The sequence below is a fragment of the Streptomyces shenzhenensis genome (assembly GCF_003688995.1).
Classification (GTDB): Bacteria; Actinomycetota; Actinomycetes; order Streptomycetales; family Streptomycetaceae; genus Streptomyces; species Streptomyces shenzhenensis_A.
The window spans coordinates 42,362-59,105 of the sequence record NZ_PENI01000048.1 but is presented as its reverse complement, the minus strand read 5'-3'; the positions used below and the strand labels follow the sequence as shown (position 1 = coordinate 59,105).

19 protein-coding genes and 2 pseudogenes are annotated in these 16,744 nt (G+C 73.7%); 14 read left to right on the top strand and 7 right to left on the bottom strand.

Annotated elements, in window-relative coordinates; all coding sequences use genetic code 11:
• From CTZ28_RS42660 to CTZ28_RS42625, 8 genes and pseudogenes are all read left to right on the top strand, one after another.
• Positions 1-158: glycoside hydrolase family 19 protein (locus CTZ28_RS42660; protein WP_310887655.1), on the top strand; the 158-nt coding region annotated here is incomplete at its 5' end.
• Positions 159-220: 62 nt separating this feature from the next.
• A complete protein-coding gene (locus CTZ28_RS42655; RefSeq protein ID WP_121895147.1) occupies positions 221-1,585 on the top strand; it encodes a phosphoinositide-specific phospholipase C-related protein in 1,365 nt (454 codons plus the stop codon).
• A gap of 43 nt (positions 1,586-1,628) precedes the next feature.
• Positions 1,629-1,836 (top strand): annotated as a pseudogene (locus tag CTZ28_RS49835) (aldo/keto reductase); the annotation flags it as partial.
• A 136-nt stretch (positions 1,837-1,972) separates the two neighbouring features.
• Positions 1,973-2,692, top strand: a pseudogene (locus CTZ28_RS42645) (aldo/keto reductase); the annotation flags it as partial.
• Between the two features lie 101 nt (positions 2,693-2,793).
• The gene (locus CTZ28_RS42640; protein ID WP_121895151.1) at positions 2,794-3,165 is read left to right on the top strand and encodes a BlaI/MecI/CopY family transcriptional regulator; all 372 of its coding nucleotides are present in this window, start codon (positions 2,794-2,796) and stop codon (positions 3,163-3,165) included.
• Positions 3,162-4,091, top strand: coding sequence for a M48 family metalloprotease (locus tag CTZ28_RS42635; protein WP_121895145.1), 930 nt, complete (start codon positions 3,162-3,164; stop codon positions 4,089-4,091). Before CTZ28_RS42640 ends, CTZ28_RS42635 begins: the two co-directional genes overlap by 4 nt.
• A 117-nt stretch (positions 4,092-4,208) precedes the next feature.
• Positions 4,209-4,601 (top strand): VOC family protein, encoded by a 393-nt coding sequence (locus CTZ28_RS42630; protein WP_121895144.1) that lies wholly within the window; start codon positions 4,209-4,211, stop codon positions 4,599-4,601.
• Positions 4,602-4,635: 34 nt separating this feature from the next.
• Positions 4,636-5,724, top strand: coding sequence for an adenosine deaminase (locus tag CTZ28_RS42625; RefSeq protein WP_121895143.1), 1,089 nt, complete (start codon positions 4,636-4,638; stop codon positions 5,722-5,724).
• Here the strand turns inward: CTZ28_RS42625 and CTZ28_RS42620 are convergent.
• Positions 5,688-6,203: a mycothiol transferase gene (locus tag CTZ28_RS42620; protein WP_147481282.1), complete on the bottom strand. Its 516-nt coding sequence runs from the start codon at positions 6,201-6,203 to the stop codon at positions 5,688-5,690. The genes CTZ28_RS42625 and CTZ28_RS42620 overlap by 37 nt on opposite strands.
• 155 nt (positions 6,204-6,358) lie before the next feature.
• Complete coding sequence (locus CTZ28_RS42615) at positions 6,359-7,273, bottom strand: LysR family transcriptional regulator (RefSeq protein WP_121895141.1); 915 nt, start codon at positions 7,271-7,273, stop codon at positions 6,359-6,361.
• A 107-nt stretch (positions 7,274-7,380) separates the two neighbouring features.
• Here CTZ28_RS42615 and mgrA point away from each other — a divergent pair, with 107 nt between their 5' ends.
• Complete coding sequence (gene mgrA / locus CTZ28_RS42610; protein WP_121895140.1) at positions 7,381-8,373, top strand: L-glyceraldehyde 3-phosphate reductase; 993 nt, start codon at positions 7,381-7,383, stop codon at positions 8,371-8,373.
• Positions 8,374-8,728: 355 nt separating this feature from the next.
• Here mgrA and CTZ28_RS42605 read toward each other — a convergent pair whose 3' ends face one another.
• The gene (locus CTZ28_RS42605) at positions 8,729-9,112 is read right to left on the bottom strand and encodes a nuclear transport factor 2 family protein (protein ID WP_121895139.1); all 384 of its coding nucleotides are present in this window, start codon (positions 9,110-9,112) and stop codon (positions 8,729-8,731) included.
• Between the two features lie 313 nt (positions 9,113-9,425).
• Between CTZ28_RS42605 and CTZ28_RS42600 the strand changes: the two genes are divergently transcribed.
• Positions 9,426-9,836: a hypothetical protein gene (locus CTZ28_RS42600; RefSeq protein ID WP_121895150.1), complete on the top strand. Its 411-nt coding sequence runs from the start codon at positions 9,426-9,428 to the stop codon at positions 9,834-9,836.
• A 138-nt stretch (positions 9,837-9,974) separates the two neighbouring features.
• Entirely contained in the window at positions 9,975-10,469 is a 495-nt protein-coding gene (locus CTZ28_RS42595) for a hypothetical protein (protein WP_121895138.1), read from the top strand.
• Between the two features lie 46 nt (positions 10,470-10,515).
• Here the strand turns inward: CTZ28_RS42595 and CTZ28_RS42590 are convergent, their stop codons facing one another.
• A complete protein-coding gene (locus CTZ28_RS42590; protein ID WP_121895137.1) occupies positions 10,516-11,802 on the bottom strand; it encodes a streptophobe family protein in 1,287 nt (428 codons plus the stop codon).
• Between the two features lie 218 nt (positions 11,803-12,020).
• Between CTZ28_RS42590 and CTZ28_RS42585 the strand changes: the two genes are divergently transcribed.
• On the top strand, positions 12,021-12,473 hold the full coding sequence (locus CTZ28_RS42585; protein ID WP_121895136.1) for an ATP-binding protein: 453 nt from the start codon (positions 12,021-12,023) through the stop codon (positions 12,471-12,473).
• 135 nt (positions 12,474-12,608) lie between these two features.
• On the opposite strand, the gene CTZ28_RS42580 is transcribed toward CTZ28_RS42585, so the two are convergent.
• Both CTZ28_RS42580 and CTZ28_RS42575 read right to left on the bottom strand, forming a co-directional pair.
• A complete protein-coding gene (locus CTZ28_RS42580; protein ID WP_121895135.1) occupies positions 12,609-13,493 on the bottom strand; it encodes an RNA polymerase sigma factor SigF in 885 nt (294 codons plus the stop codon).
• Between the two features lie 134 nt (positions 13,494-13,627).
• Positions 13,628-14,446, bottom strand: coding sequence for a class I SAM-dependent methyltransferase (locus CTZ28_RS42575; protein ID WP_121895134.1), 819 nt, complete (start codon positions 14,444-14,446; stop codon positions 13,628-13,630).
• A gap of 88 nt (positions 14,447-14,534) precedes the next feature.
• On the opposite strand from CTZ28_RS42575, the gene CTZ28_RS42570 reads away from it, so the two are divergent.
• Entirely contained in the window at positions 14,535-14,912 is a 378-nt protein-coding gene (locus CTZ28_RS42570) for a helix-turn-helix domain-containing protein (protein ID WP_121895133.1), read from the top strand.
• 19 nt (positions 14,913-14,931) lie between these two features.
• Here the strand turns inward: CTZ28_RS42570 and CTZ28_RS42565 are convergent, their stop codons facing one another.
• Positions 14,932-16,137 (bottom strand): epoxide hydrolase family protein, encoded by a 1,206-nt coding sequence (locus CTZ28_RS42565; protein ID WP_121895132.1) that lies wholly within the window; start codon positions 16,135-16,137, stop codon positions 14,932-14,934.
• Between the two features lie 121 nt (positions 16,138-16,258).
• Here CTZ28_RS42565 and CTZ28_RS42560 point away from each other — a divergent pair, with 121 nt between their 5' ends.
• Positions 16,259-16,741, top strand: a complete 483-nt coding sequence (locus CTZ28_RS42560; RefSeq protein ID WP_121895131.1) for a VOC family protein — start codon at positions 16,259-16,261, stop codon at positions 16,739-16,741.
• The last annotated feature ends 3 nt before the right edge of the window (positions 16,742-16,744 follow it).

Below are 16,744 nucleotides of genomic sequence, written 5' to 3'. Positions count from 1 at the left end.
TGGTCGGCGGCGCCGGCTTCGGCCAGACCATCCGCTCCATCAACGGCTCCCTCGAATGCGACGGCAGAAACCCCGCCCAGGTACAGAGCCGCGTCGACGCCTACCAGCGCTTCACCCAGATCCTCGGGGTTTCACCTGGCGGCAACCTTTACTGCTGACGCCCGACCGTGGGCCATGGTGTCATGCACCTGACTGATTCACCCGAGGGAGAGGCACCCGCATGCGCACCCCCCACGCCCTGCTCGCCATGGCCGCCGCGCTCGCCGCGACGGCCGTGGCACCCCCGTCCCACGCCGCCGCACCGGTCCCGGCCGCCGGCACCTACTACGTCCAGAGCGCCGTGACCGGTCTCAACGCGGCGGACAAGGGCGGAGCGGTGGAGCAGCACCGGCCCAAGGGCGACGAGGACCACCAGCGGTGGAACCTCAGAGCCGAAGGATCCGGATACGTCCTGGAGAGCGCCGACACGGCCGGCAGCTGCCTCGGCCGCTCGGGCGACCAGGCCCGCACGGTCAACTGCACCGCCGCCGACGCGGCCTGGGAGATCGGCCCGGCGGGCGACGACCGGTACACCCTCAAGGCGCCCGGCGCGGACCGCTATCTGACCCTGGCGCCGCAGCCGGCCGGCGCCACCCACCCCGCCCAGCTCGCCGTCGGTGCCGCGGGCGCCCTCGCCGCCTGGTACCTGACCCCGGTCACCGCACCCACCCGGCCGATGCCGCCGGGGGACCAGCGCACCCTCGACCAGATGACGTTCCTGACCGCGCACAACGCGTACGCCAACGGCGTCGACGGCGGTTTCGCGCCGCCCTTCGTGAACCTCTTCCCCAACCAGGCCCGCGGGATCGGCGCACAACTGACCGACGGGGTCCGCGGGTTCATGCTGGACATCCATCAGACCCCCGACGGCGCGATCCTGTGCCACAACAGTTGCACGCTGGTCAGCAGGCCGGTCGCACTGTGGGTGGACCTGCAACGGATGGTCGACTTCCTCCGGGCCAACCCCGACCAGTTCGTCACCGTCTTCCTGGAGGACTATGTCGACCCGGGCGTCCTGCGCTCCGAACTCGCCCGCGTCGACGGCCTGTCCGACGTGCTCTACCGCCCCGACCGTACCGGGGTGCGGCAGAACGGCTGGCCGAAGCTGGCCGATCTCGTCGCCGCGAACCAGCGGCTGCTGATCTTCACCGACCACAGCCGCTCGGCCGACGAGGCGGCGGGGCTGACCCGGGACAGCTTCGGCGTGCTGTACCAGCGGGAGTGGACCGTCGAGAACTACTGGTCCATGGGAGCGGGCGTCGGCTCCTCCGACTGGTCCTGCTACAGCCGCTGGTACGACGCGGGCACCAACATCCCGCTGACCCGGACCGAGGGCGCCTTCCGGCCCCTGTTCGTCATGAACCACTTCCGCGACACCACCGTCGCCGCCACCACGCAGACCGACAACACCAAACTCGCCGACCGCGCCCGCCGGTTCTGCGAGCCCGCGGCCCGCAAGAAGCCGAACTTCCTCGCCGTCGACCGCTACGACCTCGGGGACCCGGCGTCCGCCGTCGCCGCCCTGAACACGTACGTCTATCCGTGAACCGCCCGCGCCCCGCACCGGGGGCGTGTGCCGGACTCCGCCGATGACGTCCGCACCGATCACCGCGGACGCCGCGGGCACCTGGAACCCCGGCGACCTGCCGGTCAGCCGCATCAACTTCGGCGCGATGCGGCTGACCGGCGGCGTGGCCTTCCACCCCGGGGTGCCGAGCGAGGCGGTCACACTCGACGTGAACCACATCGACACGCCGCCTTCTGCTTCTCCGCGCTGCACTCCGCAGACGAACTCTGCCCGGAGGGCGGGCCCTGCGGTGTCGTGGGGGCCCCTGGTTGAGCGCAGTCGAGAGCTCGGGGGAGTGTGCGTGGCGTCGCGGGGCTGGGGGCATCTCCCGGCCGGAGGCTGGGGGAGGGAGTTTGACGACAGGGCCTGGGCCCCTGCCCCGGCGACCTCCTCATTGCGGGCAAGGCCGGTCCGTACCGTGACCAGCACGGCGCATGGGGCACCGCGGCCCGGCCGGACCGGCTGCGCGGCCGCGTCGAGGAGAATCTGCGCCGGCTCGGCCGCGACCACCTCGACGTCGTCAACCTGCGCCGGATGCGGCAGGACTCGATCGCCGAGCACTTCGGCGCCCTCGCCGGCCTGCGGGAGGCGCGTCCGATCCGGCGCCTCGGCGTCTTTGCCGTCGAACCCCGCCACCTCGCCGAGGCACTGGAGATCGCGCCCGTGGTGTGCGTCAAGAACCGGTACGCGCTCGACCGGCCCGACCCCGCAGGCGACGAGCTCCTGCGGACCTGCGGTGAGCGGGGCATCGCGTTCGTCGCCACGCCCCCCGCCGGCTCCGGCCACGCCGCAGAAGGGGCCCTGGGGACGCACCACGAGGAGGTGCTCGCGGTCGCCCGGGCGCACGGCGCGAGCCCGGCGCAGGTCCGCACCGCCTGGACGCTGCACCGGGGTCCGTATGTGCTCGCCATCCCCGCGACCGGTGACGTGGGTCACCTCGTCGAGAACGCTGCGGCTGACCGTCGGGGAGTCGGCGCGGCTGGACGCGGCCCGCGTGACGGCCGGCTGACGGACCTGGCATGGACTTGCAGGCCGGGCTCCGGGGGAGACGCTGCTTGCGGTCAGGGCCGGGAGTGCCTTTCATAATGGACGAGCGGGCACGGCCGTACCGCGCGGCGGCCCGGTCGACTGCAATCGTGGCGAAGGTCCACCGGACGGTGGACGAGGACGGGGTGAGGGACGTTCCGATGGCCGACTCGAAGGACGAACGCCGGCCGGCCGGCGAGCTCGAAGCGAGCGTCATGGCCGCCCTGTGGGCCGCCGACGGGCCGCAGACGCCCGGCCAGGTGCAGCTGAGCCTGGGCGCGGACCTGGCCCGCACCACGGTGACCACGATCCTGTCCCGGCTGCACGAGAAGGGCGTCGTGGACCGGCACCGCCAGGGCCGCGGCTACGCCTACGTCCCGGTCCAGGACGCGCAGGGCCTCACCGCCCGCCGCATGCACACCGAACTCGACCGCGACAGCGACCGCGAGACGGTGCTGGCCCGCTTCGTCGCCCAGCTCAGCGCGGACGACGAGCGCGTCCTGCGCGACCTGCTCGAACCCGGTGAGCGATGACCGCGCTGCTGCTGCTTCCGCTCCTGCTGCCGATCGCCATGCCGGCCCTGGCCCGGCGCGCCCTCGACCGGCTCGCGCCCGCCGACGCGCTGTGGGTGATCACCGTCTCGGCGGTCGTCCTCGCGGGCTGCTCCCTGGCCGCGCTCGGCGCGTTCGTCCTGACCGGGCTGCTCAAACTGCCCGTCTTCGCCGCGCTGGGCGAGCTGGTCCACCCGCTGCGCACCGCCTCCGACCTCCTCGTCGTGCCGCTCGCCGCGACCTCGGTCGGCGGACTCGCCGTATGCGCGTGGACGCTCGCGCGCTCGGTGCTGCGCCAGCTGCGCGCCTTCAGGACCGCGCGCACCGAGGCCGGGCACGGGCCCGCCGCGGGCGATCTGTGCGTGGTCGACTCGCCGCGGCCGGACGCCTACGCGCTGCCCGGTCGACCGCATCGCATCGTCGTCACGACCGCCATGCTGCGCAGCCTGGACGCCGCCGAACGCGAGGCGCTGTTCGCCCACGAACGGGCGCACAACGAGGCGGGCCACCACTTCTTCCTCGCCGCCGCCGAACTCGCCGCGCACTGCCACCCCGCGCTGCGCCCGGTCCGCGAGACCATCCGGCTCGCGGCCGAACGGGCCGCCGACGAGGCCGCGGCCGGCGCCGTCGGCGACCGGCGGCTGACCGCCCGCGCCATCGCCCGGGCCGCCCTCGCCGGCCAGAGCGCCCGCTCCGCCCGCCCGGACTTCGCGCCCGCCGCGACGACCGGCCCCGTGCCCCGGCGCGTCCAGGCCCTCCTGTCCGGCCCGCACGTCCCGCGCCGGGCCGTTCCCTGGATCACCGTCCTGCTGGTCGGCTGCACCGCCGTCTCCTGCGTCGCCGCGGGGACCGGAATGATCGACTTCCACCACCGGGTGGAGGTCGCCCAGGGCGACGAGAGCCGCTGATCCGACCCGGGCCCCGACCGGGCCGGCCGCCGTGTCCCACCGGCCGCCGAAGACGACTGGCATCCATCGGGTTTTACGTATAACCTCGGCCCCCGTCCACCCCACCGAGAGGCACCGATGAGACGCATCGCCCTGGTCACCCTCGTCGTCGACGACTACGACGAGGCGATCGGCTTCTACACCCGTGCCCTCGGCTTCCGGCTCGTCGAGGACAGCCCCCGGCCGGACGGAGCGCGCTGGGTCGTCGTCGCGCCGGGCCCGGACCAGCACGGCACCGGCCTGCTGCTGGCCCGCGCGAAGGACGTGGAGCAGCGTGCCCGGATCGGCGACCAGACCGGCGGCCGGGTCGGCTTCTTCCTGCACACCGACGACTTCGCCCGCGACCACGCCCGGATGCGCGCCAACGACGTGACCTTCCTGGAGGAGCCGCGGCACGAGCCGTACGGCACCGTCGCGGTCTTCCAGGACCGGTACGGCAACCGCTGGGACCTGCTCCAGCCCGCCGCCTGACCGCATCGCACCACCTGCCCGAGGAAACGCCCGCATGACCGCGCCCCGCATCGACACCGACACCCTCCGCCGGCTGCCCAAGGCCGTGCTCCACGACCACCTCGACGGGAGCCTGCGCCCCGCGACCGTCGTCGAGCTGGCGGCCGAGGCCGGCCACCGGCTGCCCACCACCGACCCCGACGAGCTGGCCGCCTGGTTCGTGGCCGCCGCCGGCTCCGGCGACCTGGTCCGCTACATCGCCACCTTCGATCACACCCTGGCCGTCCTGCAGTCCCGCGAGGGCCTGCTGCGCACCGCCGAGGAGTACGTCCTCGACCTCGCCGCCGACGGCGTCGTCTACGCCGAGGTGCGCTACGCCCCCGAGCTGATGGTCCGGGACGGCCTGACCCTGCGCGAGGTCGTGGAGTCCGTGCAGGAGGGGCTCGCCGCCGGCATGGCGCGAGCGGCCGCCGCCGGCACCCCGGTCCGGGTCGGCACCCTGCTGTGCGGCATGCGGATGTTCGAGCGCACCCGGGAGATCGCGGACCTGGCCGTGGCCCACCGCGACGCGGGGGTCGTCGGCTTCGACATCGCCGGCGCCGAGGACGGCTTCCCGCCCGCCGACCATCTGGCCGCGTTCGAGCATCTGCGCCGCGAGAGCGTGCCCTTCACCGTTCACGCCGGTGAGGCGCACGGCCTGCCCAGCATCCACCAGGCCGTGCAGGTGTGCGGGGCGCAGCGGATCGGGCACGGTGTGCGCCTCACCGAGGACATCGTCGACGGCACGCCCGGCCGGCTCGCGAGCTGGGTGCGCGACCGCCGTATCGCGCTGGAGATGTGCCCCACCTCCAATCTCCGGACCGGCTGTGTCGCCTCGATCGCCGAGCACCCGATCACCGCCCTCAAGGAGCTGGGCTTCCGGGTCACCCTCAACACCGACGGCCGGCTGGTGTCCGGTACGACGATGACCCGGGAGATGTCCCTGCTGGTCGAGGAGGCCGGCTGGACGGCCGAGGACCTGCGCACCGTCACGGTGAACGCCGTCAAGAGCGCGTTCGTCCCGTTCGACGAGCGCAGGGCGCTCATCGAGGACGTGGTCCTGCCGGGTTACGCCGCCGCGCTGCGCAGCAGTCCGCGCACATAGGCGGCCTGCCCGATGTGCTGGAGGTCGTCGGACAGGACGCTGACCAGCCGGACGCCCAGGGTGACCGGCGGGTCCCAGCGCTCGTCCACGACCTGTTCGAGGTCCTTGGCGGGCAGCTCGCGCAGCACCCCGAGGGTCTGCTCGTGCACGGCGTCGTAGTACCCGGTCAGCAGGCCGGCCGAGTCGACCCGCACCTTGGCGGCCTTCGCCGCGCTGTGGCCGTACCCCGTGTCACGGCGCGGCAGATCCAGGCCGAAACGCTTCTCCCAGCCCTGGGCCGGCCACACCTGGTCGAGGCCGAAGGCATCGGCGACATGGTCGTCCTGGACCCGGGTGAGATGCCAGACGAGCCAGGCGACCGAGTTGGCGTCCGGGACCGGGCGGGCGTTCAGCTCGCCCGGCCCGAGGCCGTCGAGGGTGGCATGGACTTCTTCGTGGATACGGCCGTAGCCGTCGATGAGGATGTCCCGTGCGTGCATACGTCCACCATCGCGCATCGCCCGCCGCCCTGCGCCCGGAACCCGGCTTCCACCCAAGCCCGGCGGCACCGGGCAGGACGCGCCGAGCCGCTTCGTCCGACGGTCCGGCGGCGTCCGGTCGCCGTGCGGAGCACACGAGTCTGCGGCCGGCGCGGTCAGCAGGCGTGCGCTTCGCCCTGGCGCGGCACCGGGCTCCCCGCCTCCAGCAGGGTCATCAGCGCCCGGGCCGCCGGGCTGGTGGACCGCTCGGGGGGCAGCAGCGCGACCGTCTCGTACTCCGCCTCGCCGCTGCCCTTCAGCGGGAGCGCGGTGAGCGAGGGCCGCTTGTGACGGAAGTGGCGGGGCACGGCGGCGATCCCCAGGTTCTCGTCGACCAGGTCCAGCAGGCTGTGTACGTCGTTGACCTCCAGCGAGACCGTACGGCGGACCCCCGCCGCGGCGAACGCCCCGTCGGTGGTGCGCCGCGGCCCCCAGTCCGGGTGGAAGTCGACGAAGACCTCGCCGCCGACATCGGCCGGGACCAGCGCCGCCCCCGCCGCGGCCAGCCGGTGGCTGGGATGGCACAGCACGGTCATCGGCTCGCTGGTCAGCGCCACCGAGCGCAACTGGTCCGTGTCGTCCTGGGTGCGGTAGGCGAAGGCCAGGTCGAGCCGGCCGGCCGCGACGTCCTCGGCCAGCGCCCCCGAGCCCGCCTGCCGCAGCAGGATCTCCACGTCCGGGTGGCGCCGCCTGAACGCGGCCAGCAGCCCCGCCACATGCACCCCGGCGATGCACTGCTCGGTGCCCAGCGCCAGCGTCCCGCGCAGCACGCCCTGCACGGCCGCGACCGCCTCGTGCGCGGTCCGTACCTGGGCCAGGATCCGCTCGGCCTCGGCCAGCAGCGCGCGCCCCGCCTCGGTCAGGGTCACCCGGCGGGTGGTGCGCACGAACAGCGGCGCCCGCAGCTCGCGCTCCAGCGCCCGGATCGACGCCGAAAGACCCGACTGGGACACCATCAGCCGCTCCGCGGCCCGGGTGAAGTGCTGGTCCTCGGCGACCGCGACGAAGTGCTGGAGGTGACGCAGTTCCATGATTGAGAACCCTAACCGCTGAATTCCATCGGATTCTCCTGTTGGACCGCTGCCCGCGGGCAGCGGAAGAGTGGGAACGACCGTGTGCCAACCCCTCTGGAGTCGCGTTGTACACCGCACACCCCGACCGCTACGCCGACATGCCCTACCGGCGCACCGGACGCAGCGGCCTGAATCTCCCCGCCCTGTCCCTCGGCCTGTGGCACAACTTCGGCCCCGACCGCCCGGTGCAGACCCAGCGCGCCATCCTGCGTCGCGCCTTCGATCTCGGGGTCACCCACTTCGACCTGGCCAACAACTACGGCCCGCCGGCCGGCGCCGCCGAGTCCGCCCTCGGGGAGGCCCTGAAGGCGGATTTCAGGGCGTACCGCGACGAACTCATCATCTCCACCAAGGCCGGCTATCTGATGTGGCCCGGCCCCTACGGTGAGTGGGGCTCGCGCAAGTACCTGCTGTCCTCGCTCGACCAGAGCCTGGGGCGGATGGGCCTGGAGTACGTCGACATCTTCTACTCGCACCGCCACGACCCGGAGACTCCCCTGGAGGAGACGATGGGCGCGCTGCACACCGCGGTCCAGCAGGGCAAGGCCCTGTACGTGGGCGTCTCCAACTACTCGGCCGAGCAGACCCGCGAGGCCGCCCGCATCCTGGGCGAGCTGGGCACCCCGCTGCTCATCCACCAGCCGCGCTACTCGATGCTCGACCGCCGTCCCGAGGACGAGGGGCTGCTGGACGCCCTGGACGAGCTGGAGGTCGGCTCGATCGTCTACTCCCCGCTGGAGCAGGGTCTGCTCACCGCCCGTTACCTCGACGGCATCCCCGAGGGTTCGCGGGCGGCGGGCGACAGCCCCTTCCTGAAGGCGGAGTCGGTGACCGAGGAACTGATCGGCAAGCTGCGCGCCCTGGACGAGATCGCCAAGGGCCGCGGCCAGACCCTGGCCCAGCTCGCTCTCGCCTGGGTGCTGCGCGGCGGCCGGGTGACCTCCGCGCTGGTCGGCGCGAGCAGTGCGCAGCAGATCGAGGACAGCGTCGCGACCGTCCGCAACCTGGACTTCGACGCGGACGAGCTGGCCCGGATCGACGCGATCGTCACCGCGTAGGGACACTCCGGAGCCGGCGCCCACCCCCGTGCGGCGCCGGCTCCGCAGCGGCGAGTGGCCGTAGGCCCTGTCGTCAAATTCCCTCCCCCAGCCTCCGGCCGGGAGGTGCCCCCAGCCGCGCGACGCCATGCACGCTCCCTCGAGCTCTTCGAGCAGGGGGACCCCCACTCGCCGCACCGGGCATGGGCCCGAGTCCAGTACGAGGGCCTGCGCCCGGCACACCGAGAGCACGCTCCCCCGAGCTCTCGGCTCCGCTCGACCAGGGGGACCCCCACGACGCCGCAGGACCCGCCCTCCGGGCGGACGACGGGAGTTTGACGACAGGACCTAGGGAGCCGACGGGCGGGGCGGGCCGTCAGGGCCCGGTGGGTACGCGGTCCAGGAAGCCGAGGACCCGGGTGATCCGGCCGTCCTCGTCCAGGGTGACCACGTCGGAACCGGCCACCGGGGCCGAGCCGTCGGCCTCGTTCACCAGTTCCCAGGAGAAGCGCACGGTGTCGTGGTGACCGTCCACGGCGCCGAGCGGACGGAAGGCGAAACCGGGGAACTGCTCCCGCGCCGCCGCGATCACGGCCGCGATCCGCTCGTGCCCCCGGACGTCGGCGAGCGGATCGGTGTAGCCGCCGTCCACGGCCCAGGCCGCGGCGACCGCCTTCGCACGGGCCTCAGGCCCGGTGGCGTTCCATGCCTCGAAGTAGCGGGCGGCGGCGCTGTGATGACGTTCGGTGTGCGCGGACATGGCGAATCAGCCTCCATCGAGGTCGTCCTTGCCGGTCAGAGCCCGGACCGCGGGTGTGCCGGTCCGGTGTGACCACCCTGCCCGGCTCCATGGGCCGGGTCGATTACCTCTCAGGTCATGACGACGGCACCGCAGCGGGTGTCGCATTCCGGCCAGGTGCGAGCGCGAACATGCCAGGAGAGTGGCCGGAAAGACGTGGTGACAGTGTTTCAGCAGTGAAGATACTCGTACGTCAGGGGCACTTCACCGCATACGAGCCGCACGGGAAGCGAGGACCGGCCGGCACGGACCGCGAGGCGACGGGGGAGTGATCGTGCACGACGAATTCCTGTGCCATGTCACGGCGTACGGGACGTGCGACGGACAGCGCATCGGCGTACCGCTGGGCACCTACCGTGCGCCCACCCTGGCCCTCGCCCTGTGGTGGCTGCGCGACCGGGCGTCCTGGATCGCCGAACGCCTCGATCCGAGCCCCGAGAGCCCGAACGTCCCGGCCGGTGCCCTCGTCCCGGTGGCGGAGGACGTGCCCGACGTGCCCGGCGTGCTCCGCGCCTGGTGCGCCGACGACGTCCGACAGGAGCTGGTGGCCGACGAGTTGGCGGCCGGGCGGCTGGTGCGGATCGCCGCCAACGACGACACCACGGAGTACGAACTGCTCGCCGAGTCCGTCGACGCGCTGCGGATGCAGCGCACCGTCCCCGCACTCGTCCTGCCCGTCGCCTGACAGGTGGGTGCGTATGTGCGCAGATCGGTAGAATTCTGGCATGGCGGAGCGGCCGGTCGCCCCTTCGGCGCCCGAACCGGTCCCGGAGACCGGCGCGGGCCCCCGGACGCGCGCCTGCGCGGAGGCGGGCGGTGCGCGATGACCGGTTCCGGCTTCCGGCCCATGGTGCCCCTCGACCCGCTGCTGCCGGTCCAGCTCGTCGTGCTGCGCGGCGACCGGGCCCACCTCCGGTGCTCCGATGACTGGATCGCCTGGACCGCCTGGGCCGACGGCCGCTGTCTCGTCCCCGTACCGCAGGATCCGCCCGGTGACGGCGTACCGGCCGGCGACACGGCAGATCCGCGGGCGCTGCTCGCCCGCGCCGAACGGGCCCTCGCCGGTTACCGGGCGGCCGTCGCGGATCTCGTCGCGGGCGGCCTGGACACCGAGGCGTTCCGCGAGCGCACCCGCGGCCTGCGGGTCGGGGTGCTGATCGACGGCGCGTCGATGTGGCTGTACGACGCCGGCCAGGGCCGGTGGCTGTACGTCGACGGCGGGCGGCTGAGCACCCGCGCCGACGACCGCGAGCATCCGGGCCGGCCGCCGGCCGGCCCCGATCCGACCCGTGCCGTGGCACCGGACGGCGACACATGAGGCAGCCGGGACCGGCCGGTGCGGACCCGTGCCCGGCCGGCCCGCGTCACCGCGTCCCCGTACGGCCCTCCCGCCCGGCCCCGGCCCGCCGCCGCACCGGCAGCGCCAGCAGCCCGCCGAGGAACCCGGCGGCCAGCCCCCACAGCGCCGCGAGGCCGACCGCCGGCCACAGCTCCGGCCGCAGCAGCAGCTCTCCGGACAGCCCGCCGCCCAGGTCGCCGATGCCCAGCACGGACAGGCCGTAGTGCGCCGAGATCCGGCCGACGAGACAGATCATCAGCACCGCCGCGGCGAGCGCAGCGCCGAAGGACAGCGCGTGCCGCCAGGCCGGTGTGCGGGCCGGTGACCGCACCGCCGTCAGGACCGCGGCGGCCGGCACCAGCACCGCGGCCGCCACCAGCAGCCACCACGCCCTGCCGTCGTGCTCGGCGAGCGTCCGCAGATTCAGCGTGGACACGTCCGGAGTGCGCAGCACCTCGTCCAGGACGTGCGGCAGGGGCAGCCCGAACGGGCCGTCCACCCGGCCGTGCCAGGTCGCGCCGAGACCGAGCGTCAGCGCGAGCCAGGCCAGATTCGGCAGACCCAGCAGGAGCACCGCGAAGGTCTGTGCGGCGTGCCCTCGCGTGGCCGCCGTCACCACCCCGGCCACCGCGCCCAGCGCGACGTACGCGAGCAGCAGCCCGACGGCGGCGGACGCGGCCGGCCGCGCCGCCCGCTGGAACCGCAGCAGCCGGCCGGACAGCGGCGGCGCGCGCGACACCAGCAGCGCCAGTACCAGCACCTCGGCCAGCCACAGCAGACCGAACAGCACCGTCAGCGGCACGTCGGTGGTGAAACCGAGCGTCGGGGCCACGCCGAACAGGCCGGTGAGATCGCTGAGCGTGCCGTTGCGGAGGTCGACGGCGAAGGTGTGGCGGGCGGCCAGGGCCAGGCCGATCAGCGCGAGCAGCCACAGCAGCGCGATCCTGGCGGCCCACCGGGCCGGCTCACCGGCGCCGGTGACCGCCCGGTGCCGCAGCGGACGCAGGAACGCCTCGGCGATCACCAGCGCACCGACCAGGGTGACCGACAGCGGGATCACCGCAAGACCCGCCCGCGTCTGCGCGAACACCCCGGCGTTCCCCGACAGCTCGACGCTGCCGCCGACCGCCGTCACCACGGTCGCCACGACGACCCGGGCGAACGCGCCGTCCGGAAGCCCCGCCGCCCCGGCCGCCCACAGGCCGAGCGCGGCCACCCCCAGCATGGCGGCGAGCCCCGCCAGCACCGCGGCCACGGCCCGGCCCCAGCCGTGACGGCGGACGGCCCGGTCGGCGACGGGTGTGGGGCTCACGTAGCCACGCTAAGCAGCGTCCGGGCCGTCCGCCCCCGCAGCGGTCCGTCCGCGGGGTGCGCCGTCCGGGCCGGACACCCTCCGGGTGTCCCCGAGCGCCGTCACGCTGTCCGCTGTGCGCGGTCGGCGAACACGCGCCGGGGACTGTGGCGCCCCGCTCGGGGTACGAGCACTGGTGCAGCGGTGACCGGCCGGACCGGCCTCCGAGGAAGACACAGATGTTCGAGCACCTGGACGGGGCAGTGATACCGACTGGTTTCGACGTGCCCGTGGAACCGCTTCGGCGGGCGGCGCACTACACCGGCGAGCCGGGATGCATCGCCGCGGCCCGGTCCTTCGCCGCGCTCTTCCTCCAGCAGCTCAGGACCGCCTGGCGGGCCACCATCGACGACCGTGCCGACGAGGAACTGCTCCTGGTGGTCAGCGAGTTGGTCACCAACGCCGACCGGCACAGCAACGGCCCGTACATCCTCGAACTGGAGGGCACCGACGCGGCGGTCACCGTCTCCGTCTACGACAGCAGCGTGGCACTGCCCCGGCGCTACCCGCGCGACCCCGAACGCGTCGGACGCCACGGCCTGGAGATCGTGCACGCCCTCGCCGCCGAGGTGACCACCGAGCGGGTACCCGTCGGCAAGCGGGTACGCGCCCTGTTCACCCTCGCCCGCTGAGCGCGCGAGCCCGCCGGGACCGCGAGCCCGCCGGGACCGGGGGCGTGTGGTCCGCCGAGGCCGAGGCGCGTGCCGCGCCTGACGAGCCCGGCGGACGGAGTCCCGCCGGGCCGCCGCGCGGTGTCGGTCCCGCTCTCAGGCGCAGCCGAGTTCGCCCAGCATGCCCCGGCGCAGCCGCGCGATGACCCGCTTGATCAGCCGGGAGACATGCATCTGCGAGCAGCCGAGCCGCTCGCCGATCTCCGCCTGGGTGGCCTCCTCCACGAACCGCAGATGCAGGATCTGCCGGTCCCGCTCGCCGAGTCCGACGATCAGCGGGGCCAGGGACTGGAAGTCCTCGACGAGCCGCAGCCCCTCCTCCTCGATGCCGATGAAGTCGGCGAGGACCGCCTCGCCGTCCTCCGGACCGTCACCGGTGAGCGCCGCGTCCAGCGACGCCGAGTTGTACCCGTTGGCGGCCAGCTGGCCCTCGACCACCTCGTCCTCGGAGATGTTCATCAGCGCCGCCAGCTCCGCGGCCGTCGGCTCGCGGTCCAGCCGGCTGGACAACTCCTCGCGTGCCTTGGCGAGTTCGACCCGCAGCTCCTGCAAACGCCGCGGCACGTGCACCGCCCAGGTCGTGTCGCGGAAGAACCGCTTGATCTCACCGACGATGTACGGGACCGCGAACGAGGTGAACTCCACCTCGCGGGACAGCTCGAACCGGTCGATCGCCTTGATCAGACCGATCATCCCGGTCTGGACGATGTCCTCCATCTCGTCGCCGCGGCCCCGGAACCGGCCGGCCGCGAACCGCACCAGCGACATGTTCATCTCGATCAGCGTGTTGCGCGCGTACTGGTGTTCCGGCGTGCCCTCCGCCAGCTCCGCCAGACGCTGGAAGAACTGGCGTGACAGTTCCCGCGCGTCACGCGGCGCGACCGACTTCGGGTCCTCGATCCCCGGCAGTGGCCACTCGCCCGCCCCGTCCTCGGCGGTCTTCCCGACGACTGCTTCCGACCGGATCCCGGCGGTGTCCATTGCCCTCTCCCCACGAAAGTCACGGTTCGTCGTCCGGATCCGCGGCCCGTGTGCCGCGACCGCGAACCCCAGTGCCCTGACGTGCCGGCTCCGGTCCCCGCGAACCGGCGCGCCATGCCTCGTTCGCGGTGCGCCTACCCGGGGGGACGCGGGGCATGCGCCCCGGACGGCGGCGTGGCACCCGTCCGCCGGGTCGTGATCAGCTCGTGCAGGTACCGCTTGGTGACGCTGCCGCCGTGCCGGGTGTCGATCAACTCGCGGATGCAGGACAGCAGTCCACGCCGGGCGGCCGGGTCCAGCGCCCGGTGGTTCGAGTAGGTGAGCAGCAGGTCGAGGTATGCGTCGGTCGAGTAGGTGATCTCCTGCGGGTGCCCGGTCACGGTGACGTCGCCGAAGTGCGGTGACTCGGTCAACTCACGGTTGTCCGTGGCCGTTTCCGACTCCGGGACGAGCCGCAGACCGGGCGGGGTGGCCGGGTCCCAGCGCTCGTAGCACCGCTGCGCCCGCTCGAAGAACTCCCCCGTGCCGCCCGCCACATGATGGGTCGTGACCAGGGCGAGGCAGCCGCCGGGGGGCAGCGCCCGAGCCGCCTTCACCACCCGCAGCGCCGGATCGATCCAGTGGAACGCGGTCGCGCACACCACCGCGTCGAACGGCTCGGCCGGCAGCTCCCACCGCTCGAAGTCGGCCACCACGACCGTCGCCGACGGGTGTCCCCGCAGCCGCTGCCGGGCGACGGCGGCGAGCGCCGGGCCCAGTTCCACGGCGGTGATCCGGCAGCCCGACTCGGCCAGGTCGACGGTGAGCTTGCCCGTCCCCGGGCCGATCTCCAGCACCCGGCTGCCCGGCCCGATGCCCGCCTGTCGGGCGAGCCCCGCGAGCAGGGACCGCGGATAGCGGGGCCGCGCCCGCTCGTACAACTCGGCGGCCTCGTCGAACGTGTCGCGCAGCATGGCCCTCCGGCTCCTTCCCGTCCACGATTCCACCCACGGCGCAACGCCAGGCCCTTCCCAGCATGCCCGAGATCCCTAGGCTGACCGGATGAGCAGCGATACGCCGAACGATGCCCGAGCCGTCCCCCTGCGTCCCGGGGCCGAACGCCCCGGGACCCCGGCCCCCGCGGCCGGCGAACCCCTGTGGCGCGACCTGGTCGGGGACGTGCTGCGCCGCGAGCGCCAGGCGCAGGAGCGCACGCTGGGGGACGTCGCCGAAGCGGCCCGGATCTCCCTGCCGTATCTCTCCGAGGTCGAACGCGGGCGCAAGGAGGCATCCTCCGAGGTCCTCGCGGCGGCGGCCCGGGCCCTCGGTCTTGGCCTCGGCGACCTGCTGTCCAGGGCCCAGGGCGAACTGGTCAGGCGGACCGCCGTGGCCCGGCGTCCGTCCGCCGCGCCCACCCGGGGGCTGTGCCTGGCCGCCTGACGGGCAGGGGCCGGCCGGCTCACCCGGTCTGCGGCTCGCGCAGCTGCCGGAAGAACGCCCGGACGTCACCGGCCAGCAGGTCCGGCTCCTCCATCGCGGCGAAGTGCCCGCCCCGGTCGAACTCCGTCCAGCGCACGATGTTCTCGGTGCGCTCCGCCCGGTGCCGCAGCGGGACCTGCAGCTCCGCCGGGAACACGGCGAGGGCGGTGGGCGCCGTCGACGGCTCGGCCGGGGCGGCGGTACGGCCGGTGGCGTGCGCCCGCTCGTAGTAGATCCGGGCGGACGAACCGGCCGTACCGGTCAGCCAGTACAGCATCACGTTGGTGAGCATCAGGTCCCGGTCGACGGCCTCCTCGGGGGTGTCCGTGGAGTCCGTCCACTCCCGGAACTTCTCCACGATCCAGGCGAGCTGTCCCACGGGTGAGTCGGTCAGCCCGTAGGCCACGGTGTGCGGCCGGGTCGACTGCAGGGCGGCGTACCCGGTGCCCTCCCGCGACCAGGCGGCCCACCGGTCCCACGAGCGGAGGGTGCGCTCCCGCTCCTCGGGGCCGAGCGCCGCCAGCTCCTCGGCCGTGGGCTCGGTGCTCGCCTGGGCGCCCGGCAGCAGGGTGAGATGCACGCCGATGACCCGGTCGGGATGGGCGCGGCCCAGCTCGCGGGAGACGGCCGCGCCCCAGTCCCCGCCCTGGGCGCCGAAGCGCGGATAGCCGAGCCGGGACATCAGCTCGGCCCAGGCGTCCGCGATCCGGCCGGGCTCCCAGCCGGGCTGTTCGGTGGGCCCGGAGAGCCCGAAGCCGGGGAGGCTCGGCAGCACCAGGTGGAAGGCGTCGGTCGGGTCCCCGCCGTGCGCCGCCGGGTCGGTGAGCGGGCCGACCACATCGAGGAACTCGACGATCGAGCCCGGCCAGCCATGGGTGACGATCAGCGGCGTGGCGTCCGCCTCCGGGGAGCGGATGTGCGCGAAGTGGAGGGTCGCGCCGTCGATGGTGGTGGTGAACTGCGGCAACGCGTTGAGCCGCGCCTCGGCCGCGCGCCAGTCGTACTCCTCGCGCCAGTACCGTGCGAGGTCGCGCAGATAGTCCGCCGCCACCCCGTACGCCCAGCCCGCGCCGGGCAGCTCCCGGGGCCAGCGGGTGCGGTCGAGCCGTGCGTTCAGATCGTCGAGCTCGCTCTGCGCAACCGCGAGCCGGAAGGGACGGACACTCTCGCCGGGCGAAGACGTCATGCCCCGGATGCTAGCCCTGCCCTGCGGCCGGGCCCGCGGAATATCCCTCCGGTGGGCGATGAGTTTCGCGGCGCCGGACGGTCGGTACCGGCGACCGTGTTCCACGTCCTGGGAGGTATCGATGACCGCCGACGGATTCACCACCTGTCTCTGGTTCGACGGGCAGGCCGAGGAGGCCGCCCACTACTACGTCTCGATCTTCAAGAACTCCGGCATCGGCCGGATCGGCCGCTACAACGAGGCCGGTCCTGGCCCGGCCGGCTCCGTGGTCGCGGTCGAGTTCACGGCCAACGGCCAGAGCTTCGTCGCGGTGAACGGCGGCCCCGAGTTCACCTTCAACGAGGCGGTCTCCTTCCAGATCCTCTGCGCGGACCAGGAGGAGGTCGACCACTACTGGGCCGGGCTCACGGAGAACGGCGGCGCGCCGGGCCCCTGCGGCTGGCTCAAGGACCGGTTCGGCGTCTCCTGGCAGGTGATCCCCGAGGGGCTCGTCGAGATGCTGTACGACGCCGACCCGGAGAAGGCGGCCCGCACCACCCGGGCCATGTACGCGATGGGCAAGCTCGACATCGCCGAGCTGAAGAGGGTGCACGCGGGCGAGTAGCCG